Annotated in this window: 20 protein-coding genes and 29 tRNA genes; 42 read left to right on the top strand and 7 right to left on the bottom strand. The window is 43.6% G+C overall.

All coding sequences use genetic code 11. The features are described from left to right. Positions 1 to 32 precede the first annotated feature (32 nt). The 6 genes from ACWATR_RS12590 (at position 33) to petJ (ending at position 4135) form a co-directional block, all read left to right on the top strand. A complete protein-coding gene (locus tag ACWATR_RS12590; RefSeq protein ID WP_460332640.1) occupies positions 33 to 941 on the top strand; it encodes a carbohydrate ABC transporter permease in 909 nt (302 codons plus the stop codon). Then, the gene (locus tag ACWATR_RS12585) at positions 938 to 1774 is read left to right on the top strand and encodes a carbohydrate ABC transporter permease (RefSeq protein ID WP_460332638.1); all 837 of its coding nucleotides are present in this window, start codon (positions 938 to 940) and stop codon (positions 1772 to 1774) included. The genes ACWATR_RS12590 and ACWATR_RS12585 overlap by 4 nt, the downstream gene beginning before the upstream one ends. Positions 1775 to 1989: 215 nt before the next feature. Next, on the top strand, positions 1990 to 2205 hold the full coding sequence (locus ACWATR_RS12580) for a hypothetical protein (RefSeq protein WP_435020523.1): 216 nt from the start codon (positions 1990 to 1992) through the stop codon (positions 2203 to 2205). 133 nt (positions 2206 to 2338) lie between these two features. Further along, the gene (gene psbV, locus ACWATR_RS12575) at positions 2339 to 2830 is read left to right on the top strand and encodes a photosystem II cytochrome c-550 (protein WP_460332635.1); all 492 of its coding nucleotides are present in this window, start codon (positions 2339 to 2341) and stop codon (positions 2828 to 2830) included. A 297-nt stretch (positions 2831 to 3127) separates the two neighbouring features. Then, positions 3128 to 3547 carry a plastocyanin gene (gene petE / locus ACWATR_RS12570; RefSeq protein WP_460332633.1) on the top strand — a complete coding sequence of 140 codons (420 nt, stop codon included), beginning with the start codon at positions 3128 to 3130 and terminating at the stop codon, positions 3545 to 3547. Between the two features lie 243 nt (positions 3548 to 3790). Then, positions 3791 to 4135 carry a cytochrome c6 PetJ gene (gene petJ, locus ACWATR_RS12565; protein ID WP_460332631.1) on the top strand — a complete coding sequence of 115 codons (345 nt, stop codon included), beginning with the start codon at positions 3791 to 3793 and terminating at the stop codon, positions 4133 to 4135. A gap of 508 nt (positions 4136 to 4643) precedes the next feature. Here the strand turns inward: petJ and ACWATR_RS12560 are convergent. Continuing rightward, a complete protein-coding gene (locus ACWATR_RS12560; protein ID WP_460332629.1) occupies positions 4644 to 6173 on the bottom strand; it encodes a hypothetical protein in 1530 nt (509 codons plus the stop codon). A 611-nt stretch (positions 6174 to 6784) separates the two neighbouring features. On the opposite strand from ACWATR_RS12560, the gene ACWATR_RS12555 reads away from it, so the two are divergent. Next, positions 6785 to 7480: an esterase/lipase family protein gene (locus ACWATR_RS12555; protein ID WP_460332627.1), complete on the top strand. Its 696-nt coding sequence runs from the start codon at positions 6785 to 6787 to the stop codon at positions 7478 to 7480. A 98-nt stretch (positions 7481 to 7578) separates the two neighbouring features. Next, positions 7579 to 8190, top strand: a complete 612-nt coding sequence (locus ACWATR_RS12550) for a cytochrome b N-terminal domain-containing protein (RefSeq protein ID WP_460332625.1) — start codon at positions 7579 to 7581, stop codon at positions 8188 to 8190. Positions 8191 to 8504: 314 nt separating this feature from the next. Here the strand turns inward: ACWATR_RS12550 and ACWATR_RS12545 are convergent, their stop codons facing one another. Next, entirely contained in the window at positions 8505 to 10424 is a 1920-nt protein-coding gene (locus ACWATR_RS12545) for a cation:proton antiporter (RefSeq protein ID WP_435020535.1), read from the bottom strand. A gap of 325 nt (positions 10425 to 10749) precedes the next feature. On the opposite strand from ACWATR_RS12545, the gene ACWATR_RS12540 reads away from it, so the two are divergent. Continuing rightward, positions 10750 to 10822, top strand: a tRNA-Glu gene (locus tag ACWATR_RS12540). 80 nt (positions 10823 to 10902) lie between these two features. Here the strand turns inward: ACWATR_RS12540 and ACWATR_RS12535 are convergent. The 3 genes from ACWATR_RS12535 to ACWATR_RS12525 form a co-directional block, all read right to left on the bottom strand. After that, positions 10903 to 11511 (bottom strand): SRPBCC family protein, encoded by a 609-nt coding sequence (locus tag ACWATR_RS12535; protein ID WP_420758637.1) that lies wholly within the window; start codon positions 11509 to 11511, stop codon positions 10903 to 10905. 8 nt (positions 11512 to 11519) lie between these two features. After that, positions 11520 to 13535 carry a sensor histidine kinase gene (locus ACWATR_RS12530; protein WP_460332622.1) on the bottom strand — a complete coding sequence of 672 codons (2016 nt, stop codon included), beginning with the start codon at positions 13533 to 13535 and terminating at the stop codon, positions 11520 to 11522. A 525-nt stretch (positions 13536 to 14060) separates the two neighbouring features. Further along, on the bottom strand, positions 14061 to 14396 hold the full coding sequence (locus tag ACWATR_RS12525) for a ribbon-helix-helix domain-containing protein (RefSeq protein WP_069070862.1): 336 nt from the start codon (positions 14394 to 14396) through the stop codon (positions 14061 to 14063). 71 nt (positions 14397 to 14467) lie between these two features. Here ACWATR_RS12525 and ACWATR_RS12520 point away from each other — a divergent pair, with 71 nt between their 5' ends. The 3 genes from ACWATR_RS12520 to ACWATR_RS12510 all read left to right on the top strand — a co-directional run bounded on the left by ACWATR_RS12520 (position 14468) and on the right by ACWATR_RS12510 (position 15749). Next, positions 14468 to 14719 carry a hypothetical protein gene (locus ACWATR_RS12520; RefSeq protein WP_460332619.1) on the top strand — a complete coding sequence of 84 codons (252 nt, stop codon included), beginning with the start codon at positions 14468 to 14470 and terminating at the stop codon, positions 14717 to 14719. Positions 14720 to 14833: 114 nt separating this feature from the next. Then, entirely contained in the window at positions 14834 to 15340 is a 507-nt protein-coding gene (locus tag ACWATR_RS12515) for an HNH endonuclease (RefSeq protein ID WP_460340373.1), read from the top strand. Between the two features lie 16 nt (positions 15341 to 15356). Continuing rightward, positions 15357 to 15749, top strand: coding sequence for an alr0857 family protein (locus ACWATR_RS12510; RefSeq protein WP_460332617.1), 393 nt, complete (start codon positions 15357 to 15359; stop codon positions 15747 to 15749). A 161-nt stretch (positions 15750 to 15910) separates the two neighbouring features. Here the strand turns inward: ACWATR_RS12510 and ACWATR_RS12505 are convergent, their stop codons facing one another. Then, complete coding sequence (locus ACWATR_RS12505; RefSeq protein WP_460332615.1) at positions 15911 to 16120, bottom strand: hypothetical protein; 210 nt, start codon at positions 16118 to 16120, stop codon at positions 15911 to 15913. A gap of 599 nt (positions 16121 to 16719) precedes the next feature. Here ACWATR_RS12505 and ACWATR_RS12500 point away from each other — a divergent pair. The 28 genes from ACWATR_RS12500 (at position 16720) to ACWATR_RS12365 (ending at position 19513) form a co-directional block, all read left to right on the top strand. Then, positions 16720 to 16793: transfer RNA gene (locus ACWATR_RS12500), tRNA-Asp, on the top strand. A 4-nt stretch (positions 16794 to 16797) separates the two neighbouring features. Further along, positions 16798 to 16874, top strand: a tRNA-Glu gene (locus tag ACWATR_RS12495). 3 nt (positions 16875 to 16877) lie between these two features. Next, positions 16878 to 16950 (top strand) — tRNA-Cys (locus tag ACWATR_RS12490). A gap of 4 nt (positions 16951 to 16954) precedes the next feature. Then, positions 16955 to 17030 (top strand) — tRNA-Met (locus ACWATR_RS12485). A gap of 3 nt (positions 17031 to 17033) precedes the next feature. Continuing rightward, positions 17034 to 17105 (top strand) — tRNA-Trp (locus ACWATR_RS12480). A gap of 65 nt (positions 17106 to 17170) precedes the next feature. Then, positions 17171 to 17241 (top strand) — tRNA-Glu (locus ACWATR_RS12475). Positions 17242 to 17249: 8 nt separating this feature from the next. Continuing rightward, a tRNA-Tyr gene (locus ACWATR_RS12470) sits at positions 17250 to 17332 on the top strand. 4 nt (positions 17333 to 17336) lie between these two features. After that, positions 17337 to 17426: transfer RNA gene (locus ACWATR_RS12465), tRNA-Ser, on the top strand. Positions 17427 to 17430: 4 nt separating this feature from the next. Further along, positions 17431 to 17505, top strand: a tRNA-Arg gene (locus ACWATR_RS12460). 81 nt (positions 17506 to 17586) lie between these two features. Next, a tRNA-Phe gene (locus ACWATR_RS12455) sits at positions 17587 to 17661 on the top strand. A 6-nt stretch (positions 17662 to 17667) separates the two neighbouring features. Next, positions 17668 to 17742, top strand: a tRNA-Asn gene (locus ACWATR_RS12450). 143 nt (positions 17743 to 17885) lie between these two features. Then, a tRNA-Gln gene (locus ACWATR_RS12445) sits at positions 17886 to 17958 on the top strand. Between the two features lie 3 nt (positions 17959 to 17961). Further along, a tRNA-Gln gene (locus ACWATR_RS12440) sits at positions 17962 to 18037 on the top strand. A gap of 6 nt (positions 18038 to 18043) precedes the next feature. Beyond that, positions 18044 to 18120 (top strand) — tRNA-Leu (locus ACWATR_RS12435). Between the two features lie 6 nt (positions 18121 to 18126). Further along, positions 18127 to 18204, top strand: a tRNA-Leu gene (locus tag ACWATR_RS12430). Next, positions 18205 to 18277, top strand: a tRNA-Pro gene (locus ACWATR_RS12425). Between the two features lie 3 nt (positions 18278 to 18280). After that, positions 18281 to 18354, top strand: a tRNA-Leu gene (locus ACWATR_RS12420). 4 nt (positions 18355 to 18358) lie between these two features. After that, positions 18359 to 18435 (top strand) — tRNA-Leu (locus ACWATR_RS12415). 6 nt (positions 18436 to 18441) lie between these two features. Continuing rightward, positions 18442 to 18514, top strand: a tRNA-Pro gene (locus ACWATR_RS12410). A 4-nt stretch (positions 18515 to 18518) separates the two neighbouring features. Further along, positions 18519 to 18591, top strand: a tRNA-Leu gene (locus tag ACWATR_RS12405). 126 nt (positions 18592 to 18717) lie between these two features. Beyond that, positions 18718 to 18789 (top strand) — tRNA-Met (locus ACWATR_RS12400). A 14-nt stretch (positions 18790 to 18803) separates the two neighbouring features. Beyond that, positions 18804 to 18876, top strand: a tRNA-Thr gene (locus tag ACWATR_RS12395). Between the two features lie 6 nt (positions 18877 to 18882). Beyond that, a tRNA-Arg gene (locus tag ACWATR_RS12390) sits at positions 18883 to 18956 on the top strand. Positions 18957 to 18961: 5 nt separating this feature from the next. Continuing rightward, positions 18962 to 19035, top strand: a tRNA-Ala gene (locus ACWATR_RS12385). Between the two features lie 8 nt (positions 19036 to 19043). Beyond that, positions 19044 to 19117, top strand: a tRNA-Ala gene (locus ACWATR_RS12380). 6 nt (positions 19118 to 19123) lie between these two features. Then, positions 19124 to 19197: transfer RNA gene (locus ACWATR_RS12375), tRNA-His, on the top strand. Positions 19198 to 19204: 7 nt separating this feature from the next. Further along, a tRNA-Ser gene (locus ACWATR_RS12370) sits at positions 19205 to 19287 on the top strand. 155 nt (positions 19288 to 19442) lie between these two features. Next, positions 19443 to 19513: transfer RNA gene (locus ACWATR_RS12365), tRNA-Lys, on the top strand. 94 nt (positions 19514 to 19607) lie between these two features. On the opposite strand, the gene nagZ is transcribed toward ACWATR_RS12365, so the two are convergent. Continuing rightward, positions 19608 to 20696 carry a beta-N-acetylhexosaminidase gene (nagZ, locus tag ACWATR_RS12360; RefSeq protein ID WP_460332613.1) on the bottom strand — a complete coding sequence of 363 codons (1089 nt, stop codon included), beginning with the start codon at positions 20694 to 20696 and terminating at the stop codon, positions 19608 to 19610. A gap of 450 nt (positions 20697 to 21146) precedes the next feature. Here nagZ and pds point away from each other — a divergent pair, with 450 nt between their 5' ends. Both pds and crtB read left to right on the top strand, forming a co-directional pair. Next, positions 21147 to 22586 carry a 15-cis-phytoene desaturase gene (gene pds / locus ACWATR_RS12355; RefSeq protein WP_460332611.1) on the top strand — a complete coding sequence of 480 codons (1440 nt, stop codon included), beginning with the start codon at positions 21147 to 21149 and terminating at the stop codon, positions 22584 to 22586. Next, positions 22570 to 23502: a 15-cis-phytoene synthase CrtB gene (gene crtB / locus ACWATR_RS12350; RefSeq protein ID WP_460332609.1), complete on the top strand. Its 933-nt coding sequence runs from the start codon at positions 22570 to 22572 to the stop codon at positions 23500 to 23502. The genes pds and crtB overlap by 17 nt, the downstream gene beginning before the upstream one ends. Positions 23503 to 23534 lie beyond the last annotated feature (32 nt).

Below are 23534 nucleotides of genomic sequence, written 5' to 3'. Positions count from 1 at the left end.
GAGTTAGTGCGAGATTAGATGGAGGTTTAGTAGTGTTTGAAATCAACAGGCAGCGGATTAACCCCAGGTGGAATATCACCGAAGACTTAGCTGGGTATATGTTTATGATGCCCACCATTCTAGTTTTAGGAACTTTTGTAGTCTTACCCATTCTCTACGCCGTTTTTCTTTCCTTGCAAAAAGTGCAACTTCTGGGCGGTATTGAGTACGAGTTCATCGGTTTTCGGAACTTCACGCGATTAACTGAAGATGAAAGAGTTTGGATTGCTTTGAAAAACACAGCCGAATATGTAGCCATTGTTGTGCCAACTCAAACTATCCTGGCTTTAATTCTGGCGGTAACTCTGAATTCTGGGATTCGTGGTAAAAACTGGTGGCGCATTCTCTATTTTTTGCCAACAGTCACTTCTTCAGCAGTGCTGACGCTGATCTTCATGTGGATTTATAACACTGATGGGCTACTAAACGATTTTCTCGCTTTTGTGGGGCTACCTACTTATAACTGGTTGGGCGATCCAGCAGTTGCGCTCAAAGGCATTATGATCATGAACATTTGGTCAACTGCGCCGTTTTTCATGGTGATTTATCTGGCGGCGTTGCAAGATGTACCCCAAACGCTTTACGAAGCGGCGGAACTTGATGGCGCAAATGGATGGCAGCAATTTATCCACATTACTCTTCCCTTGCTTAAGCCTGTAACCTTCTTTGTGGCCACAGTGGGGGTAATTGGGACTTTTCAACTTTTTGACCAGTCTTACATCTTTTCTGGCGGTACTGGCGGACCAAACAACGCTACTTTAACTGTGGTGCTGCTGATTTATCAAGCTGTATTTCGGAATTTACAAATGGGATATGCAGCTGCGATCGCATTTTTGTTGGCAGCAGTGATCATTGCCATCACTTTGATTCAGCGGCGACTTTTTGGAGGTGAACGCATTTGACTAACATCTCTGGCTTATCCTGGCTCAAAGCCCTGTTGTACGTCTTGCTGACACTCTATGCCATCATTACCCTAATTCCCTTTCTCTGGGCACTTTCAGCATCATTTAAGCCGCTATCAGAGATTGTCAATGGTGAACCCAACTTTCTCCCCAAGAATTTTACTCTCGACAACTACAGACAAATCTTTCTCCAAGAACCGCTATTTTGGCGCTGGTTGTTCAACAGTGTGGTGATCGCCATTAGCGTCACGCTTTTAAACTTGTTGTTCAACTCAATGGCTGGTTATGCCTTGGCAAGACTGCGCTTTGTAGGCAAGCGCTTTTGGTTCTTCCTAATTTTGGCTGTGCTGGCAGTACCAGCGCAAATCACCCTAATTCCCACATTTTTGATTTTAAAAGCGATCGGCTGGCTGAATTCTTACCAAGGCATGATTGTTCCTAGCATGGTCAATGCCACTTTTATCTTCATGATGCGGCAGTTTTTCGTTAATTTTCCTAAAGAACTAGAAGAAGCAGCGCAACTGGATGGCTTAAATACCTTTGGAATTTTTCGACATATTGTCTTACCTTTGGCAAAACCAGCACTAGCAGCACAGGCAGTGTTTGTATTCATGGGGAGTTGGAATAATTTTTTACTGCCTATAGTTATCCTATTTGACCCAGAAATGTTTACCCTTCCTTTGGGGCTGAACACCTTTAAAGGTCAATACATCAGCTATTGGAACTACATTATGGCGGCTTCTATGGTCTTCACTCTGCCCGCTTTAGGTATTTACGCCTTTTTTAACCGTTACTTTATTCAAAGCGTCACCTTTACCGGGGGAAAAGGTTAATAGCCATAGGACATTGGGCATAGGGCATTGGGCATTGGAAATGGGGCTTATTCCTCTTGTCTCCCTTATTCTCCTTGTCCTCCTTGTCCACCCATTCTCCATGCCCCATGCCCAATGCCCCATTCCCTAAACAGTATTTTGGGCAACAAATTGCACTCCTAACGTGATATTGGTATTACAGAGACTCAATCTCTATCTATTAGTTAACAAGCATTATGGGTTTTGCAGACCTATCGATCGCAGAGATAGCAGCCGACTACAGCATTCCTGTAGAAAAAGTGTTTTCTCTGTGCAACCAACTGGGAATCGCCTACAAACACCAAAAGACCCGTTTGGCGTTAGAAGATGCAAAGGCAATTATTTCCCAAATATCGTCTGAAACACACCCAAAAGGTACTAGCGACTCGGTGGGTGATCACGAGGTCAACTGAAGGGTGATCTCGGCTTTGGCTAATCACTGATAGCTAATGGCAAAAAACAATGAGTCATTAGCAATTAGCAGCTTGGAGATTGAGAATCGCTTTCTTAGCTGTGTTGAGCGTCAAAATTTTTTTAAGGGGAAACATGTTTAGAAGACTAATTGGCGTTGTTATGGCCACTGTTTTACTCTCGTTTCAGTTGTTTGTCGGTAGCGCGACAGCAGTGGAACTGGACAAAGCTACCCGAACAGTGCCATTAAATGCTCAAGGTGATACCGTCGTACTTAGCCTGAAACAAGTCAAAGAAGGTAAACGCTTATTTAATTACGCTTGCGCCCAATGTCATGCTGGGGGAGTTACCAAGGTAAACCAGAACGTGGGACTCACTCCAGAGGATTTGGCACTGGCAACACCCAACCGTAATAACATTGAAGGCTTAGTGGATTACCTGAAAAATCCCACTACTTACGACGGCGAAGAAGAAATTTCCGAAATACACCCCAGTATCAAAAGTGCAGATATTTTCACAGCAATGCGAAATCTGACAGATGATGACTTGGAAGCGATCGCTGGTCATATTCTCTTGCAACCCAAAATTGTTGGTACTAAGTGGGGAGGTGGAAAAATCTATTACTAAATCCCGAAATTAGTATTGCGTATTGGGGCATAGGGCATAAGGCATAGGGCATTGGAAAGAGGCAGAGGAGCAGGGGGTAGGGGGAAAACTCTTCTCCCATTCCCCATTTCCCATTCCCCATTCCCCATTCCCCATTCCCCATTCCCCATTCCCCATTCATTACTGATTGCACAGCTTTTTGCCATAAATTGCTCCCCATTATTAAAAAAAAAATGTATCTATGACAGATTGTCATATTTGGTGTTGATTTTATTTAAAATAGAGAAAGGGAAAAAAATTAGATGTTAGGAGAGAGCTATGAAATTAATTTCGGCAAGCTGGCGACGCCTTAGTTTAGCTGTATTGACAATCCTTTTAGTTGTTAGCAGCTTTGCTGTTTTTACTCCCAGTGCTTCGGCTGAAACCTATCAGGTGAAATTGGGTAGCGATAAAGGAATGCTCGCATTTGAACCGAAAAAGTTGACTATCAAACCAGGCGACACAATTGAATGGGTGAACAATAAAGTTCCTCCCCATAATGTTGTGTTTGATGCTGCCAAAAACCCCGCTAAGAGCGCTGATTTAGCGAAATCTCTGTCTCATAAAAAGATGTTGATGAGTCCTGGTCAAAAGGAAACAACTACCTTCCCCGCAGACGCAGCACCTGGTGAATACACCTTCTACTGCGAACCCCACCGTGGTGCTGGCATGGTTGGTACAATCACTGTCGAAGGCTAGAAACATTGTCGTTGGCACAAGATGATTTCTCAGTGAAATTAGCTCATAGCAACACGCCACACTCCTAGAGTGACGCACAAAATGTATAAATGGCGGTAACGAATCCCATCCTCCCCTAAGACGCTAAACAACCTGTGGCGATGGAGGGGTGAACTCGTTACCGCCAATTTTGATCAAATTTGACTTAATCGGGGATTAATCACGTTTATACTCTTGCTGGAGGCTTGTTGCGAGGAAATTCTGTTGAGAATACTTTTATTAATCTTACTGTCGGCGATCGCTCTATTCAAATTGACATTCATTAGTCCAGCACTCGCTGCCGAACCATCTAATGGGGCTAAAATTTTTGAGGCTAACTGTGCTTCTTGCCATATAGGTGGTGGTAACATCCTTATCAGCCAGAAAACCTTGAAAAAGGAAGCATTGTCAAAGTACTTAGAAAATTATGATGGCGACTCAATCCAGGCAATTATCCACCAAGTACAAAATGGTAAAAATGCCATGCCTGCCTTTAAAGGCAAGTTAAGTCATGAGGATATTCTTGAGGTAGCTGCTTACGTATTTCAAAATGCAGAACAAGGCTGGTAAATTAGCATACCGTCTAGTTCTTGTGGGGTAAGCATCTTGCTAGCTTTAGGCTACGGGCAGGCGAAACACTCACCCCACAATAATTTCATTAAGCTTTTTTTTATACATCATTCCTATTTGATTGCGTAAAAAACTCAGTACACATATATTTTTTCATCTAACAGAATTCAGGAGTCAGAATTCAGTTGGGTATTCTGTATGACTGGCGGATAGGGCAGCGTTAGCGAGTCTTGTCTGCGACACGCTACGCGAACGAGCATCTTGATTCTGACCGGAGGCGGAGCGTCTCCGGCTCCGCTCCTGAATTCTAATTCTTCTTCAATTCCTATTCCCTATCCCTCACTACGTAAGTTAGTTCAGGAATCAAATCCCATTTTTATATGACGAACTAGCGATCGCCAGTTCGTCAACTGCTAAAAACAATATTCTAAAAATGAATGATAAATTTCCAATTTTTATCATTCATCGCTTCTAGCTTGTTTATTAATCCAAAACCACCCACTGGTGATTATTTTTCTGGATTAGACTTTTGTCTGTTTTCTTTCAATTCGCGCAACCGTTCTACTAATTTTTGATCAGATTCAGCAGAGGATGTAGCCTGACCACTATTTACTCTCGGCAGCACTAATGGTTCGGAAGTGGTAGCAGCCGATGAAGGTGTGGGCTGATTATTTCTGATTCGTAGTTCAGATAATGGTTTGGGAGTAGTTGTGGGTGATAACTCAGGCTGATTGCTATTAACTCCTGGTGCAGCTAATGGTTTGAGAGTACCTGTGGATGCAGGCTTGGGCTGGTTATTTCTGATTTGCAGATCAGGAAATGGTTTAGAAGTAGCTGCTGGTAAGGGGGTAATAAGCTGATTGTTATTGACTCCCGGTGCAGATAATGACGAGGGCTTTTGCTCTTGAGTAGCCCCAGTGGTATTGCTAGTGTTGTTTTGGAAAACGAGGTTAAAGGGATAAGAACTGATTTGTTTATCTCCCTTGGGGGATTGCTTGTTGAAGTATTCTCTTGCTTTTGATTGCAATTCAGGGGAAACTAACTTGTCTTGAAATTTGATATCTAAGACCTTGCCATCAGGATCTACCACTAATACGCCCAAAACAGCACCTTCAAGATTCGGCTTATCTGTGGGTAATATTTGGCGGATGACTGATTTTTGTTCAGCGTTAGGGTATTCTTGCTGGACTTCTTTTCTCAGGTTTGCGTAGGAGTCTAGCTGTGCAATTGTCTGTTGGGTTCCTTTCACCGATAAATCGGCTGTCTGAGATGTGCTTACCCTAGTTCCGATTAAAGTATTCTCACTCCTTGGAGCTTGTTTGAGAGAATTTATCAGCTGGTTTTGAGTCATTTTAGACGCATCATTCGCCGATGGCGTCATTTGTGCATTCGTATTGACCTGTGCTGTTGCAATGGGGGCAGTGTTAGATAAGTTTGGAGATTGGGCATTCCGCAAAATATCATCAGGTATTTGCTGCGACTGCAATTCTGGCAATCTATTTACAGCTATGGGCTTAGGTGGCTCGTATTTGCTGGCACTCTCACTCACACTAGGAACCGATGGAGAGAATCTGGGGCCAGTATTGAATTTAGAGGTGTCAACTCTAGAGGCATCAAATCGCAAATTATCACTAGGAATCATCCGCAAAGACTGCCTTGTAGGCAAAGAGGAGACTCGATAGTTATTCGATGATGGCGGTAGCGGAGGCAGTACTAGCTGACTGGATGGCGGTGGCGCTAATGGAGATAATCCAGTTTGGGCACTAAAGTTTGGAGCAGAAAGTGGCGCTATTGGAGGAAGTTGTTGTAAACCAATTTGGGGAGTGCTTTGGGGCAACCGGTTCTGGTCGGCTTGGCTCAATGCCAAAAGTCCGACTGTTTTAGATGATGCTGTTTCTTTGGGCTTGTTAGACTCCATAGGCATCAATGGCACAATCATCGCGATCGCGCCGTGAATGCCAAGAGAAGCTATAGCTGCTATCCCAATTGGCTGGCTTAAGATATCTGGTATATTTTTCAGCAGGGAGACGTAAGACATAGCTGTTATCGTTCACTCGACTCAGTTGCAGTTGACTAGCGATTTTCTCTTTCCGACTATATTGCAATATCTTGCAAGAGATGCGTCCCTCTAAGGAAATAATAATTTCCTATATTGGCAATCAAAACGCTAAAATTGCCATTTATTCAAATTTTTAATTGATCAATGACGGTGTATCATATTTTCCAATTCAATCTTGCTAATAGAGATATTTGAAAAATTACTACCTTTGATTTTTTATTGTTATGGTGCACACAATTAAAATTTATTTATATTTGGGATATTTATAAAGTTTAAGTGAACCCACAAGTCTGAGTACATCACAGCATTTGCTGAAGTTGCCTGGTTTTTTTTACTCAACTACGCGCTTGTAATAGATGGCACACTTGCTTGTCCGAGATTAGTCCCTATGTGAAAATACTATCACATCAGCAGCCCCTAAAACTGTTGCAAACTGTACAATTTTATTGACATTCTCGCCCTAAACCCCACTAAAACAATTTGGGTTTTTATCAAAGGAGTCAGTCAGACATTGCAATTCTAGCTTCTGAATAATGACGACTTCTTCATCAAAGAAGTTCAAACCCTCGATATTGCATCCAAAACTTAAAATGCCGTTACCGACAGTTATTTTGCCTGGATATCTGGAAAGCGCGATCGCTTATCGCCAACTAGAACAATCTCTACAGCAGTTAGATTTTCCCACAAATACAGTCCCACTGCGACGGCGTGACTGGCTACCCACTATTGGAGGAAGACCGGTAACGCCAATTTTGCAACAACTAGATCGCACGATCAACAATACATTGCAGCAATATAATGCTACTCAAGTTAATTTGATTGGTCACTCAGCCGGAGGTTGGATATCCCGCATCTACATGGGAGGAAAGCCCTATTTAGCACGCGGCGATGTCAAGCCATTTCTTTGGGAAGCACATCCCCTGGTTGCTACTCTCATCACCTTGGGTACACCCCACATTAGCCAAGAACGCTGGACGCGCTTCAATCTTGATTTTGTCACCAATAATTACCCAGGAGCCTTTCACAAAAACGTTCGTTACGTTTGTGTGGCTGGCAAAACTATCTTTGGAGAAAGACGACGCGGTAGTTGGTTAGCTTATAGTAGTTACCAATTAACCTGTGGTAAGGGTAACACTTGGGGAGATGGAATCACACCCATTGAAGCTGCTCATTTAGAAGGGGCAGAAAATCTGGTGATTGAAGGTGTGAGGCATTCTCCGAGAAGTCCTGGGATTTGGTATGGTTCACCAGAACCCTTAAAAGCTTGGGTACAATATTTGATTTAAAAAACTCATCTTTTTATGAGAAGTGCAACATTTATTAATATTTCTTAGCTAAAATATAATAAGAATAAATACCTAGTTAAGAACAGGAGGGGTGAGCTATGCAAAGCACCCAGTTCGATAGGATTTTGCGACGAGTAGCGACGATAATATCGGTCGTGATTCTGACTCTGTGCCTAATTTATATCTCTACCGGAATTTTGCTGTCTTTTTACTATGAACCGACAGCAGGCGGGGCTTATAACTCATTGAAGATGATTAATACACAACTACCATACGGGTGGTTGTTTTGGAGAGCGCATGATATTGCTGGTAACGCGGTAATTGCGATCGCTCTCATTCAACTTGTGGTGATGTTTTTAGGACGGCAATTTCGCAAAAGTTGGCTGGCTGCTTGGATTAGTGGGATTTTGTTGACCTTAAGTGCGATCGGGCTGAATTGGACAGCAATGATCCTAGATTGGACTCAGGAAGGATACTGGCGTTTTAGCATTGAGCTAGGAACCATCGAAGCCATTCCTTTGATTGGTGGACAACTGCGCGATATCCTGACTGGTGGTGGAGCAATTAACACAATTACCGTCGAACACCTTTACACAATCCACAGTTATCTGATTTCGGTAGCAACGCTAATTCTTGCCATAGTGCATTTGTCTGCTTTACTCTGGCAGGAATCGCAAATGTATCAAGCTGAGTTGGGAGTTAGGAGTTAGGAGTTAGGAGTCATTCCAATACTTGTCGGGTTTTGGGGAAAAGGGTAAGGGGAAAGAAAAAACCTTTAATCTTTACCCTTTAACCTTTTCCCAAAACCCAATTCCGAGTTCAAAATGCTTTACCCAAGCAGTATTGGGAGTCATTCAATTTTGGATTTTAGTAGGACTTACGCAAAAATAATTGAAAAGCCTATTATTCCGTAGCGGTAATTCATGAATTACCGCTACTTACGACGTATTTTGCGTAAGTGCTATTCAGATTGAAGGAAAAATCTAAAATCTAAAATTCAAAATCTAAAATTACCTCCGCCATCTTATGCCCCAGGGGTGTCAGTAGTGAAAAGTTGAGATATTTTGGCGAGGGGGACTTCTTCAACTTCCGGTAACTTTTCTAAAGAGAGGCGAGTAGACTGGGTAGCACCAGATAAACGCTTTAAAAGCTTAGGTCTGGGATCATGCAACAAGTAGATAATGCGATCGCCAACTTCCCAATCGTATTTTACTGGTACTACCTGTAAGCGTTCTTCCCGTTCTACCAATAGCGGTATCAACGCCCCAGTCCTAATCATTTCTTGGATATGCTCATTTTGACTAGAAAATTCTGATTCAGTTAGGGTAGTTGTTCCTAACTTGACTCGCCCATCATTCAAATATTCATTCCAAGTCTTAATTGCTAAGTCTGGGATAAAAGCTTGATTAACTTTATTACTAACAGAAGTACTGGCTTGCGGATTACGCGGGAAAACAGCTAAGACACGCGGCGGATTGAACTCCTCAGATGCTCGTTGAGCCAAAACAAAATTTACCTCGCCATTACTTGTCATAGCCAAAAAAGTACCCATAGAGGCAAGTCCAGCCTCTTCCAAAACAGCGGCATCCAGCGCACTGCTGGCAATAACTCGAAGATTTTGCGCCTCAGCCTGAACAAGACATTGGGGGTCAGTATCAATCATTACCACATTTTCACCCCGTTCTTGAAAGAACCGAGCAATTAAAAGACTCAAGGGATTACAACCCACAATCACAGCCCCAGTTGCATCTTTTGAGGTGATTTGCAGCCATTTAGCAACCCAGCCAGCTGTTAGCCCTTGGCAGACAACAGTCATGATAATTGTGAGGAAAACTAAAGCTTTAATGGAATCACCGCCGTTAATGCCGCGCTGTGTCAGCGAAATCGCAAAAAAAGAAGCTACAGAGGCAGCAACAATTCCTCTAGGAGCAACCCAGCTTAAAAATACTTTCTGTCGCCAGTTTAGGTCACTGTTCCAGGTACACAACAGAATATTAATCGGGCGAACGACAAACATTAATACTAAAACAGTGAATAAACTACCCCAACCCAAAGCAAAAACACTAGCAATGGATAAATCAGCAGCTAATAAGATAAATAGCACTGAAACGCTGAGAATTGTCAACTGACCCTTAAAGCTCCGTAACAGACGTTCTTCCGGGACTGAGGAGTTAGCAAATACGGCTCCTGCAACGACTGTTGTCATTACTCCCGATTCACTACGGATCATTTGCGATAAGGTAAACAGGCTCCAAAGTATTGCCAACACCACTAAGTTTTTCAGTTCAAATGACAGAAAACTGGCGCGTTTGAAAATCAAACTCATCAGATAACCGCCAGCACCACCAATTGCCGCACCAACACCTAGGCGCATCAACAAACCGGCGATCGCATTAATGGGGTCAGCATCGCCGTTTAAAATCGTATCGAGGACAACGAAGGCGAGGATAGCCCCTACAGGGTCAATTAAAACCCCTTCTCCTTCCAAAAGTGTTGCCACTTGCCGATCTACATTTATTTGTTTAAGCAAAGGGCCAACGACGGTTGGGCCTGTAACCACAACGATGGAGGCATAGAGAAAAGCTATGTTCCAAGGAAATTCACCCAGCCAGTGAGCAGCCATACTCCCACCAAGCAGTGTGATCAGCGTTCCTAGAGTGACGAGCAATTGCAAGCTGACTGAAACTCTACCTAACTCTCGCAGATCCAAGTTAAGTCCGCCTTCAAACAAAATTATTGCCGTTGCTAGGGCAACAATAACTTCCAGCCCAGTGCCCAGCGAATGGGGATGCAATAGCCCTATGCCATCGGAGCCAAACAAGATGCCCAACAGCAATAACAAGACGATGCTGGGTATGCGAAAATATGCAGCCAGCACTTGGGCGCTAATGCCTGCAAAGACAGCGATTGCCATCTGTAGGGTGATATCAAAAGATGCTTCCATGTTGTAGATTTTGAGCGATTTATTTCAAAATCTTTTGTAAAAAACCGTAGATATTAACTTTACAGGGTACAACATCATACCTTTTGTCCATTGCTGAATTTAGCGTTTTTTCGATCTGTGTATCCCCCAAACTTCTGAGCACAGGATGCCTCAGCATCCTGTGGCTTCCCGCAGAAGCTTCTACGGAATTTTTTGTGCGTCTCCATGTCTTTGTATCTTTTTTAAGCTTTTACTCCACCCAGTTTACCTGCCACAAACTTTTTTTGGCAAAACCTGTTGACAAAGGCAAGAAAATTGGTTAATTTATAAAAGGTCTGAGTCCGATGCCCCCATCGTCTAGAGGCCTAGGACACCTCCCTTTCACGGAGGTAACGGGGATTCGAATTCCCCTGGGGGTACTAAAAAAGCAGAAGTTTGTATTTCTGTGAGTCTATAAACAAAAACGATCATCCAGAGTTACTCCTGAATGATCGTTTAGTTATACATACGGTTCTTTACTAGCTAACTCTTCTACACGTTGGTGAATAGCCAGAAGATTTAACCGCAGGTCTTTGCTCAAGCGGTTTTCAATTATTCCCACTGGCATAGTGAGTTTAGGCCAAACTTGAATTGTGTAGCAAAGATTTGTTCCTACATACCCACCGAGGGAATAAGGCTCTAAGCACCAGCTACCAGAAAAGCCTTTAAAATCTCCCTCTACCATGCGGAAATTAATTTCTTTGGGGAAGCATTCTTCTAAATCTAAAACCACCCGCGCCGAAAAGTTGAAATTCAGTAAGCGCTGAGAACCTACTTGCTCAAGTCTAATTCCACCATGAGGATGCTCGATTAGACGACTCTTAGCGAGGTTGGGGAGAAAGTCAGATAAGGCTTCATAATCTGTCAGAACCTTCCAGATTCGTTCCACTGGTTGGGGAATTTTAACTTTAGCGCTGATTTGTCGCTGTCGCTCTGCTATTTTCTCAATTTGTACTTCTATCTTAGCTGCCAAAGCGACTGTATCAGCAGTCAAATCCCCTTCGAGGTTAATGTCATCACTAGGAGACTGGAAATCAGGGTTCTCTGTTGTGTTCTGTTTTTTAGTCACTTTCAGAATTATGGTTTGCTTTCGTCAGAAAATTGGGGCAGAGTCAGGGTGAAGCAAATTTCGCTTTGTTCAGAATCGGATATTTGGACACTTTCAACGGCGATCGCTCCATTCAAATGCTGCACTAAAGACTTGACTAGAGCAAGTCCCAAGCCAGTCCCCGGAGTCCAACGCCCTTTCCCACGACGGAACTTGTCAAAAATATAGGTTGCTTCTTCTTCGGAGATAGCACGTCCTGTATTCGTCACCTTCATGATAACTTGATCAATTTGTTGATCAACTCGGTGAGCAGCTTCAAGATGGACAACGGTATCATGCTCTGAGTATTTACAGGCATTCGTTAACAATTCTTGCAGGATGCGGTCAAAACTCTCCAGCTCAGTTTGCAGTTTTAGCGATTCCTCTGGTAAATCTACAGAAATTTTTAATCCCTTCTCTGCAAGTTTTTTCTCAAAAGATGCTGCTATATCTAGGATTCTAGTATTTAAATCTATAGATTCTAATTGCGGGGCTTCATGAGGCGACTCTAGTTTCTGGAGTGTCAACAAGTCATTAATCAAGTTGATTTCCTTTGTACATTCCTGCTCTAGGATATCTAAGTATCTAACTTGACGCTCTGGTGCTATTCCTGGCAAACGCAAGTTACGAATTGACATCAGCATATTTGTCAGAGGATAGCGCAAGCGATCGCTCATGTTGCTCAAAAATTCATCTTTGAGTTCGTTGAGTTTCCGTAGCTGCTCGACATACTGCCGTGTTCTTTCATGCAATTTCGCTTGTAGTTCCAAACTACTCTGGAGTTTCGCCGTCCGCTCATCTACCAAAGTTTGCACTTGGCGTAATGTCTGTGACTGAATTATGGCGTTACTCACTTGAGCACAAACCATTTCTACTAGATTTAATTCTGCTGGTTGCCAACTACGAATCACAGATTGCTGTAGCACTAAGAATCCTAAGATTTTACCTTGACTCTCTAACGGCATTAATAGCACCGCAGGAAATTCCTCGACTGCAAATAATGGAGCAGCTGTCGAAATATCGTTTTGATCTGTATAGTCATCGAAGATTACTGCTTTTCCAGAATCTATGAAGGCACGCTGGCATAAACTACAGTCTGAAAGCAAGAAAGACTGAGTTAAAGTATCTAGTTTACTAGTGCGAAGACTTTGTGTTTCCCTAGACCATTCACCGATCACAGTAGCTTTCGCTTTGGGAATTTGTTTTTTAGCTTGAGTCCTAAACAGTGGATCTGTATATTTTAGTGATATGAGCAAACCCCGATCTGCCTGAAGAGATTCGGCAGTAGAGGCGATAACTAACTGGAGCATTTGATTAAGCTCCAAGTTGCTGCGACTCAATATAGTTAATTGCTTGATCAAGCTTTGATACTGATTGCTCTTTTGCAGGTGCTGTTCTTGATAAGCAATTAGTTGAGCTTGTGCCACTCTAGAAAAAGCGATCGCGCAAGCCGACTCCACCTCTGTAAGTAATTGTTTTTCTGATTCACTCCATTCATAGGGTTGGAATTTAATCAGATTAATCACTCCATTATTATTACCACCAAATCTGGTGGGAATTGCCAAAACAGTTTTTATTGGTAGTGGCAAATATTGACACCCAATTACCAGACTGTTCTGAATAATGGAAATGTCTTCAATAGTCAATGCTTGGGCAGCACATTGCAGCACTGGCGAGTGCATGAGCAACTGTTCCATCGAAAACATTTCTTCGGGATGTGGCAACCCTAAATACTCATCAGCACACCAATTAGTAGTAGTCGCTTCGGATGTCTCACCCGTCACGGAAACCAAGCAGCAGCAATCTACTTGAAAAGCAACTCCTAGCAATTGGGCAATATCTTGCAGCATTAATGCCGTCGTCGAGCTATTGGCAATGATTTGGTTAATCTTTTGTACCAACTGGCGGGCAGGTTCTTCCTGATGCTGCATCAGCTTGACTTGGTAAGGTTGTAGTCGATCTATGTCATCTACGTAATGTGGCGGCGATGATAAAGGCTTTTTCATTATTGGCACGCCCTCGGATAATAACCCCATTGTTCTTGCACCCAACTTCTTGGCATATTTTTCACCGTTAGTTGTGTTGCTACACCCTGATAATTGACAAATATTGTATGAATACTTTCTCTCACCTGTTATAGCCCTTTTCTATATCAGATGGCCAAATTTCCACTGTATCAAGCAAATTGCTACATTAGTACATAAGTAAATAGAATACTTAAGATATCCTATAAATGCTTCAGTTAGCTTATTTTTAACTGCTTTATGTTGAAATAATTTACTAACTTTATCTTCTCTGTAAGTATACATAAACCGTAATTTCTCTGGAATTCTAGCAAAATTGCTCTTTGGCTCACGTAAAATTACTTAACTTAGTTTATAAATTTTTATTACAGTTTGTAAAAAGCTAGTAGGTTTAACAAGTTACTCTTTTATCTCCGTAACTCTCAGTAAAATATTAATGAAGCTAAATTTTGAATGCAGCCCAATTATTAGCAATAATAACTGGGCTGCATTCATTTGAATATAAGACTATCCAGCCAAGCTCTCGACACTCAGAGGAACCATATCGCCATTCCTCGTCAGTCCTAACAACATCGGTTGTTGGGGTTGAATTAGTTGACCTGTAAGTACACAGCGTTCTTCCTGCTGAGCTGTAGCAGCGATGCTAGCTCGAATGTCCGCTCGCGAAAATCTAGGCTTCCACTCACCTGATTTTTGCTGGACATAATTCCAAAGGATATCTCGGATCAGAGCTTGATATCCCTGATTCCCAGCGATTTCTTTGAGTTTATCTTTGAGTTCCCGCTCTAGGCGGATGCTGGTAACTTCCATGTCGGTGGTTGGGGTGCGAGCGATCGTATGCATTAGTTTTTCTCCTTAAAGGTATAGACAGGATAGTAATACAAGTGTAGTATGTTTAAAGGAATGTTCAATAGGTGAAATTTTCTGTGAAATCCATTTACCCCATCTCTACTTCAATTTTGTGTGCCACCAATCGCCGAGCCGGTTGGGAATCCGCTGTTATGGAAGTGGAGTATTTATTTATGGGCGATGGTAGCCGAAATTATGGGCAAATCACAGAGGGTAATCATGATTTTAGACATCTCAGCATTAGTGCGCTGATTGCAAAACCAGAACTAGATGAACAAGGCGGGGGGTACAGACATAGGAATACTGTACCGATATGAGACCAGAAAATTTTCCGGTCAATTCTAACCCCCGCTTCACCGAAAACTTGAAGCGGGGGTTTTTTTATAAGGAGTTAAGCTGTGACGATATCTTCCATGCGCGGCGCGAACGCAATGCAAGTGTTAGAGCAATCTGTGGTGGTGTTTTCTCAAAATTACTTGCCACTATGTCGGATCAATATCAAGCGGGCAATTGTGCTGTTAGTAACCAACAAAGCCCAACCCCTTGGTTTTACTACAGAAGGCGGATGGCAAGTTCACTCACCCAGTTTGGTAATTGATGTGCCAAAACACATTCGTTTGACAATCACTTCCAATGAGCGGATGTGGAAAGTTCCGCCAGTGAATCGGCGGGAAGTGTTGCGACGAGATCATCACAGTTGCCAATATTGTGGCAGCAGCAAACATCTAACGCTAGATCATGTGATGCCGCGTTCTAAAGGCGGTTCTCACACTTGGGATAACGTAGTCGCAGCTTGTGAAAGATGTAACTCCCGTAAAGGCGATCGCACCCTGTTTGAAGCTGGTATGCAACTGCATACCAAACCAAAAGCGCCAATTCACCCCGCGATTTCTTTTGCTGAACAGTTTTGGATAGATATGCAAGCAAACCTGGAATAACAGGAGAGCATAAGGAATGCTGAAATTAACTTACACTGAAAGCAGTTTTGATTTAGAATGTGTCACTCTGTCGCTAGAAGAATGGGTAGCGCAGCGAGTGATTTTAGCCCTGCGAGTTGGGCAAAGTTTTTGCATTGAACCCACTACCGCTTCCTTTTTGCTTCCTGTTGATTTGCCAGGAGTAGAAGTACTCAGGGCTGAGGTAAAAAGAGATGACAGAGAAATCATTGCCCTCTGTGCGTGCGATACCGAATATATGGAAGTCACCCTGCGGGGTTCTTGGCTATCAGCTAGTTCTAAGGATGCTGTCGGTGTGTTTGTTACCACTCTGAGCGATCGTGCTGAGTTCTTTTTGCACAAACTTTGGCAGGAAGCTCAAGAAAGCAGTGCTTCTGTCATGAGCGAATAAACGAAATAGTAGGGTGAGTATAACTTCTCACCCTTTATTATCCTATTTCTAAGAGTTTGGAAATTGTCACAAATCGGTAGCATTTGAGTTTGCTGATGATTTGTGGCAAAACTTTTCCTACTCAAAAAATGTCGCATTAACATCATTTGGCTTCAGGATATCTAGCATTTATAAGATTGTTTTTGGATAGGGCCATCATCAATACAACTGAGCAACAAACGGTTATTGCTCGGTTGCACCTGATCAACCATTTTTCCTTGAAATTTAGCTGGGACTCTAAAGGTAGGGTTTACTACTGGCGTATTAATTTGCCCTTTTGCTGGATGATCTTGAACTTGTGCAGTATTGATTTTGCTTATTGGCTGGTTCAACCCAATTGTGGGGAAGTGCCTAGATCAATACTACAAGCTGTAATCATAGTGGCGATCGCGACAATACTAATTATCTGTTGTCGCTTGAAGCAGTTGTCTATCACTTCAGGCTTTTAAATAGTTATCCAAACTGTAGTTTGACTTTTAAGAGAGCTTAATTAACTTCAAATCTAAGTACAGAAGCTTTTCTAGACAATTTCAAAAAAACTTTCTAAAACCCCTTGACACCTCTTGTAGTATTTTGTAGTATATTTGTAGTGAAGCGAAAGACAAAGCTTCTCAAGAGTCAAAGTTATGTTCTACATACAACTAAAGGACAGGCGTTGGAATCAACCAGAGTCCCCAGTCAACAAAGCTGCTTTTACTTGCAAACCATCGACAGTAGAGGCAATAAAGGAAAAAAGTTCTAAGTTTGCACTGATCAAAACCACTGAATACATCCGTAATACACAACAGGCCTGCTACCTAGAATTTCGGTTGTTTTCCTAACAGTAAAAAGTCAATTATCTGAACCTTGAAAACTAAATAAGAAATGGGCAAGTTCACCAACAAAATCTGTGCCTAAAAACCTAAAAGTTTAGGCACAGATTCCAAAAAATCGGGGTGTAGCTCAACTGGCTAGAGCGTTCCGTTGTCTGCGGAAATGTTGCGGGTTCAAATCCCGTCACCCTGGTTGTAGTCCCGTAGGCGAATAGTTTAAGCCGTCAGCCTCTCAAGCTGAAAATTGCGAGTGCGAATCTCGTCGGGACTCCCAAATGGTCAGGTAGCCAAGTTGGTAAGGCGTTGGTCTGCAAAACCGATTAGCGCGGGTTCAAATCCCGCCTTGACCTCTGTCGCAGTGTAGCTTAACCAGCAAAGCCCCAGGTTCATACCCTGGTATATGCGGGTGCAAATCCCGCTACTGCCACCAAATGCAGGGATGGTGTAACGGCAACACCTCGTGACTCCAAATCCGATGTTCTGGGTTCAAATCCTAGTCCCTGTGTCAGACAATTTTGAATTTTAAATTTTAGATTTTAGATTAAAAAATTTAAAATTCTGCAAATTATGCCCTCGTGGACGAATGGTTAAGTCAGTGTTCTTTCAAAGCACAGATGCGAGTTCAATTCTCGTCGAGGGAATGATTTATGGGTCGGTGGCCGAGTTTGGTTGAAGGCGACAGTCTGTAAAACTGTTCTTTTTTGCACGCAGGTTCAAATCCTGCTCGACCCACTGTGGAGAGGTGGCTGAGTGGCTAAAAGCGTCCTCCTGCTAAGAGGAAGCGGGTAGTTAATATCCGTCGCAGGTTCAAATCCTGTTCTCTCCGTTTTGAGAGTGTGGTGTAACTGGATAACATCTCAGTCTACGAAACTGAAGACGTGAGGGTTCAAATCCCTCCACTCTCGTTACATGGGAGAGATGATGGAGTGGCTGATTCGAGTTGAATTAAACCAGTCCACTGGGTAAAACCCATCTCTCCTCCTTATCCCCCGGTAGCTCAGTTGGTAGTTAGCGCCTGTCTGAAGAACAGGAGGTCGTCGGTTCGATTCCGACCTGGGGGGCTTCGTTGCCTCATAGCTCAATGGTAGAGCAAGCGGCTGTTAACCGCGCGGTTGTAGGTTCGAGTCCTACTGAGGCAGCCAATTATAATTCGTAATTACTAATTCGTAATTAAATAGGGGTTGATACCCACGTTTTTTTAAACGGCTTTTATGTTAGTCGGGATTTAAATCCTCATCACAAAACATAATTACGAATTACGAATTACGAACTACGAATTGTTTAATGCCGGGTGGACGAATTGGTAAGTCGCATCGCTCTGAACGATGAGGTTGCAGGTTCAAACCCTGCCCTGGCAATAAAGCCCTGTGGTGTAATTGGCAACATAGCGCCCTTTGAAGGCGAAGATTCCAGGTTCGACCCCTGGTGGGGCTGCCAAACTCTGCTCTTGTAGCCCAACTGGAAGAGGCTGCCGTCTCAAAAACGGTATGTTGTGGGTTCAATTCCCACCAAGAGTACCAAAACTTGCTCCTGTAGCCCAATTGGAAGAGGTGGCAGACTTAAAATCTGTTTAGTTGTGGGTTCGACTCCCACCAGGAGTACCACGGGATGTAATTCAGTGGCCAGAAGCCATGCTTTGGGAGCATGGAGTCGCAGGTTCGAGTCCTGCCATCCCGATATGCCCCTGTGACGGAACTGGCATACGTGCTGGAATCAGAGTCCAGATTTTGCAGGTTCAAATCCTGTCAGGGGTACTAAGCTCTCGTGGCGGAACGGAAGACGCACTAGACCGAGGATCTAGTTTTTTGCAGGTTCAAATCCTGTCGGGAGTACCAAAATATCTGGGTGTGGCGCAGTTGGGAGCGCGGGAGTTTCGGGAACTCCAGGTCGTAGGTTCAATCCCTACCACTCAGACTTTGCCCTTGTAGCCCAACGGAAGAGGCGCTTCGCTTAGAACGAAGAGGTTGCTGGTTCAAATCCAGTCAGGGGTATTGACTTCTTGCAAAAATTCTTTTGCAAGAAGGGGAAAAGGTAAAAGGGAAAAGGTTTTTTATTACTCCTTTCCCCTTTACCCCTTACCCTTTTCCCACTTCTGCAAGAAGTCTATTGGTGAATATGCGGGGATAGAGCAACGGTGGCTCGTCAGGCTCATAACCTGAACATCGGCAGGTTCAACTCCTGCCCCCGTTACCAAAACAGTGCTGGTGTAGCTCAATTGGCAGAGCAACTGACTTGTAATCAGTAGGTTGCAGGTTCAAATCCTGCCAGGACTACCAAATATTGGGAGTGTAGCTCAATGGAATAGAGCTTCGAGCTTCTACCTCGAAAGTTGTGGGTTCGAGTCCTACCACTCCCGCCTATGGGTCTGTAGCTTAATTGGTAAAGCGTCTAACTTGCTGTTAGAAAAATGTCGGTTCGATTCCGACCAGTATCCACTAAATATGGGGTCATAGCTCAAATGGCTAGAGCGCCTGCCTTGCAAGCAGGAGGTTATGGGTTCAATTCCCATTGATTCCACTGATGGTGTCTGAAGCCAAAGTGGTCGAGGCGCTGGTTTGTGGAACCAGTCAAAGCGGGTTCAAGTCCCGTCAGGCACCCCTCAATGGAAGATGCTGCTTAATGGACGGCAACTGGTCTTGAAAACCAGGGTATGGGCAACTGTAGGGGTTCGATTCCTCCATCTTCCTCTTTTTCCACCTGAAGCCGAAAAGCGAGGCGCTGTGCTGATAACACAGAAATAGGAGGGGCAGTACCTCCCTGGTGGATTTATATCTAGTGTTGGTGTTACAAGATTTGCGATGTAATACGATCGCACTTGCTCATTTCTTTTTCAAATTAACTAGGGTGGTTGGCATACCGGCTGTGCAGCGGGCTTTTAACCCGCAGAAATAGGTTCGACCCCTATACCACCCACTAAACAATTAAAAATTAAAAATTAAGAATTAAAAATTGCAATCTTTGTTAGGCTTTTGGCAATTGCTAATATTCAACTTGAATGCACGTTGGGTTATGAATAGCAACTAGCGATCGCTAGTTGAGCATGTTGCAATAATATATCTTTATCCAAAGCATGTATGGGATATTGCGGTGTTACTGCCAGTAGTTTCTCAATTCTTTCTCTGGCTGCCTCCACTACTGATTCGTCTAAACTACCCTTAGTGAGGGAATCTACGAAATCTTCAGCAATCTTATATGTTCTTTCAATAGATGATGAATTGATATTACGCGAAACAATAAACAGGTCGCAGCCTGCATGAAATGACTGCGCCACAGTACCAGCTTTCATAAACATCTCTGAGATAGCTTTCATATCTAAGTCGTCAGATACAACAACTCCCTTAAAGCCAAGTTCCTCTCTCAGTATGGTTTTGAGGATAACTTGGGAAAGGGTTGCTGGCACTTTAGTGTCTATCTTGGGAAATAAGATATGAGCAGTCATAATCAAAGGAATCTGTGCTTCGATTAAAGCTCTGAAGGGTATAAGTTCTCGAAGTCGCAGGTCTTCTAGAGTTAAATTCAGTATTGGTAACTCAATATGGGAGTCCTTGCTGGTGTCTCCATGTCCGGGGAAGTGTTTGGCGCATCCCAAAATTCCTGAATCTCGAAGTCCAAGGTAGTAGTCACGTGCACCTTGAGTAGCAGTTTCCGGAGTGTTACCAAAGGCGCGAGGCCCAATCACGGGGTTATCGGGATGGGAAAAAATATCTGCTACAGGTGCCCAAGATAAATTGATTCCCAGTGATTTGAGTTCTAGTGCTGTGGCTTTTGCTACTTCGTAGGCGTGCGATCGCAACAACAACCCATGAGGAAAGCGGGTAATTGGCGGTGGTGTACGAATTACACGACCTCCTTCATGATCCAGAGTCATGAACATTGAGTTACGTTCAGCATATTCTCGTATTTGGCTGTTCAAATCTTTAAAGCTTTCCAGCCAAACCTGATATGGAATGCCATCCAAAAAATTCTTAGCGAAAAAGATCACCCCAATCGGTTTTAATTCATTGAGTGCGCGTTTATCGTCATCGCTTAATGTGGTGCCGGAAATACCTAGAATCAGGTGATGTCCAAAGCGCTTTAGCTCCTGCGATACACTCATAATCTTTTACCTATAAGTTGTGAGGTAAACAACTGGGTTGTTGAACCTAGAGGACATAAACATTTATCCTACCTTGAGGGGGAGCAGAAAGTTTTCAAAGCAGTTTTTAATCAATACAAACATTTCCTCAAAGCAAATACACGAATTAGCAAAGAAATCAACTACTTTAAGACAACATTTGGGATTACATTATTTTCAGTCAAAGGAAATACTTTTGTTTTCCTAAATCTTCTGCATGTTAATCATGTAAATATAGATGAAATGCACGCCGCAAAGCTATTACCAACAATGGTATTGGCAATTTACTTGGGCAGGTGCGCGTAGATAAAATTTCCTTTGCAAAAAGTTTTTTAGGGAAGCGGTTGCACAATAACTGCCAAATGTAACGGATTGCAACGTATAATGAGAACGATAAAACGGTTAAGAAATATTGAAGAGCAGTAGGGTTACATGCGAGTAGCGATCGCGGGAGCGGGACTAGCAGGACTTTCCTGCGCGAAATATCTTACAGACGCAGGTCACACACCCATTGTCTTGGAACGTCGCGACGTTCTGGGCGGTAAAGTGGCCGCGTGGAAAGATGCTGATGGAGACTGGTACGAAACAGGACTGCACATCTTTTTTGGGGCATATCCCAATATGTTGCAGTTATTCAAAGAACTGGATATTGAAGATCGATTGCAGTGGAAAGAACACACAATGATCTTCAACCAGCCGGATGCACCAGGTACTTACAGTCGCTTTGATTTTCCAGATTTGCCGGCACCGATTAATGGTATAGTGGCAATTCTGCGAAACAACGACATGCTGACATGGCCAGAAAAAATCCGCTTTGGCATCGGGTTATTGCCGGTCATGATTCAGGGGCAAAAGTACGTTGAAGAAATGGACAAATATTCCTGGACAGATTGGCTGCGTAAACACAACATTCCAGAACGGGTCAATAAAGAAGTTTTTATTGCCATGGCCAAGTCGCTGAATTTCATTGGCCCAGATGAAATTTCGGCAACCATTCTTTTAACTGCCCTCAATCGTTTCCTCCAGGAAAAAAATGGCTCGAAAATGGCCTTTCTGGATGGTTCGCCAACAGAGCGGTTGTGTCAGCCCCTAGTAGATTACATCACCGAACGCGGCGGAGAAGTCCGCTTGAATTCCCCCTTGAAAGAGATTTTGCTAAACGCCGATGGCACTGTGAAGGGATACTTGATTAGGGGGTTGAATGGGGACGAAGATGAAGTTTTCACGGCGGATTTGTATGTATCTGCCATGCCCGTTGACCCTCTAAAGGTCATCTTGCCAACACCTTGGAAGCAAATGGAGTTTTTCCAAAAGCTAGAAGGCTTGGAAGGCGTGCCTGTAATTAACGTGCATCTATGGTTTGATCGTAAACTTACGCAAATTGATCACTTGCTATTTTCGCGATCGCCCCTCCTAAGCGTTTATGCTGATATGAGCAATACCTGCCGTGAATACGCCAACCCCGATCGCTCGATGCTGGAATTAGTTCTAGCCCCGGCAAAAGATTGGATTGCCAAATCCGATGAGGAGATTGTGGCTGCAACTATCGCCGAGTTAGAAAAACTCTTCCCCGACCACTTTGGAGGAGACAATCCAGCAACTTTGCTGAAATCTCATGTGGTGAAAACGCCCCGTTCAGTTTACCAAGCGACCCCTGGTCGTCAACAGTACCGTCCCTCGCAAACAACCCCCATTGCTAACTTCTATCTCAGCGGGGATTACACCATGCAACGCTACTTAGCCAGTATGGAAGGTGCCGTACTTTCTGGTAAGCTGACAGCGCAGGCGATTTCAGAGGCCCTCCCGGTAGCAAATTCCTCAAACCTGCAAACGCTCACCCGACCGCCCGCAACGAATGCTGCAACTGCCTGAATCCCCACCGCGCATGAAAACGCTGGTCTCTCTGGACGAGTCCTACGAACTTTGTCGTCACCTCATAGCCAAGTATTCCACGACTTTTTACCTCAGTACTTTGCTCCTGAGCAAAGAAAAACGTCCTGCTATTTGGGCAATTTATGCTTGGTGTCGCCGTTTAGATGAACTGGTGGATGGGCCCGCATCTGCTATCACCACGCCAGAAACCCTAGACCTATGGGAACAGCAGCTCGAATCGATGTTTGCTGGACACCCATTGGACAACTTCGATGTAGCCCTGGTAGATACCATTCAACGTTTCCCGATGGACATTCAACCCTTTAGGGATATGATTGCCGGTCAACGCATGGACTTATATCGCAGTCGTTATGAAACCTTCGAGGAGTTATACCTCTACTGTTACCGTGTTGCTGGCACTGTCGGCTTGATGTCAACAGCAGTCATGGGGTTGGATACTACCAAAAATATAGCTCCCTGGAACCGTGAAAAACAGCTATATGTTCCCATCGAAGAAGAAATTGCCTTAGGAATTGCCAAACAACTCACCAACATCTTGCGCGATGTGGGCGAGGATGCCCGAAGGGGAAGGATCTATATTCCCCTAGAAGATTTAGCAAGATTCAACTACACCGAACAAGACTTGTTCGAGGGTGTAGTGGATGAACGCTGGCGTTCCCTAATGCGCTTTCAAATTGATCGAGCACGACAGTTTTATAAAAAAGCAGAAAAGGGAATTTCCCACTTATCTTCTGATGGTCGTTGGCCTGTGTGGGCGGCTCTGATGCATTACAGTGGAATATTAAGCGTAATTGAACGTAACGATTATAATGCCTTCACTCGACGCGCCTACGTGCCCCAGTGGCAAAAGTTACGCTCTTTGCCCGTAGCTTGGATGCGATCGCAAGTCCTTTAAAAAATTAGTCATTTGTCCCTAGTCTTTAGTCC

It is taken from the genome of Nostoc sp. UIC 10890 (assembly GCF_054786515.1).
The sequence above is the reverse complement of the archived record's forward strand: the minus strand, read 5'-3'. Positions and strand labels throughout refer to the sequence as shown.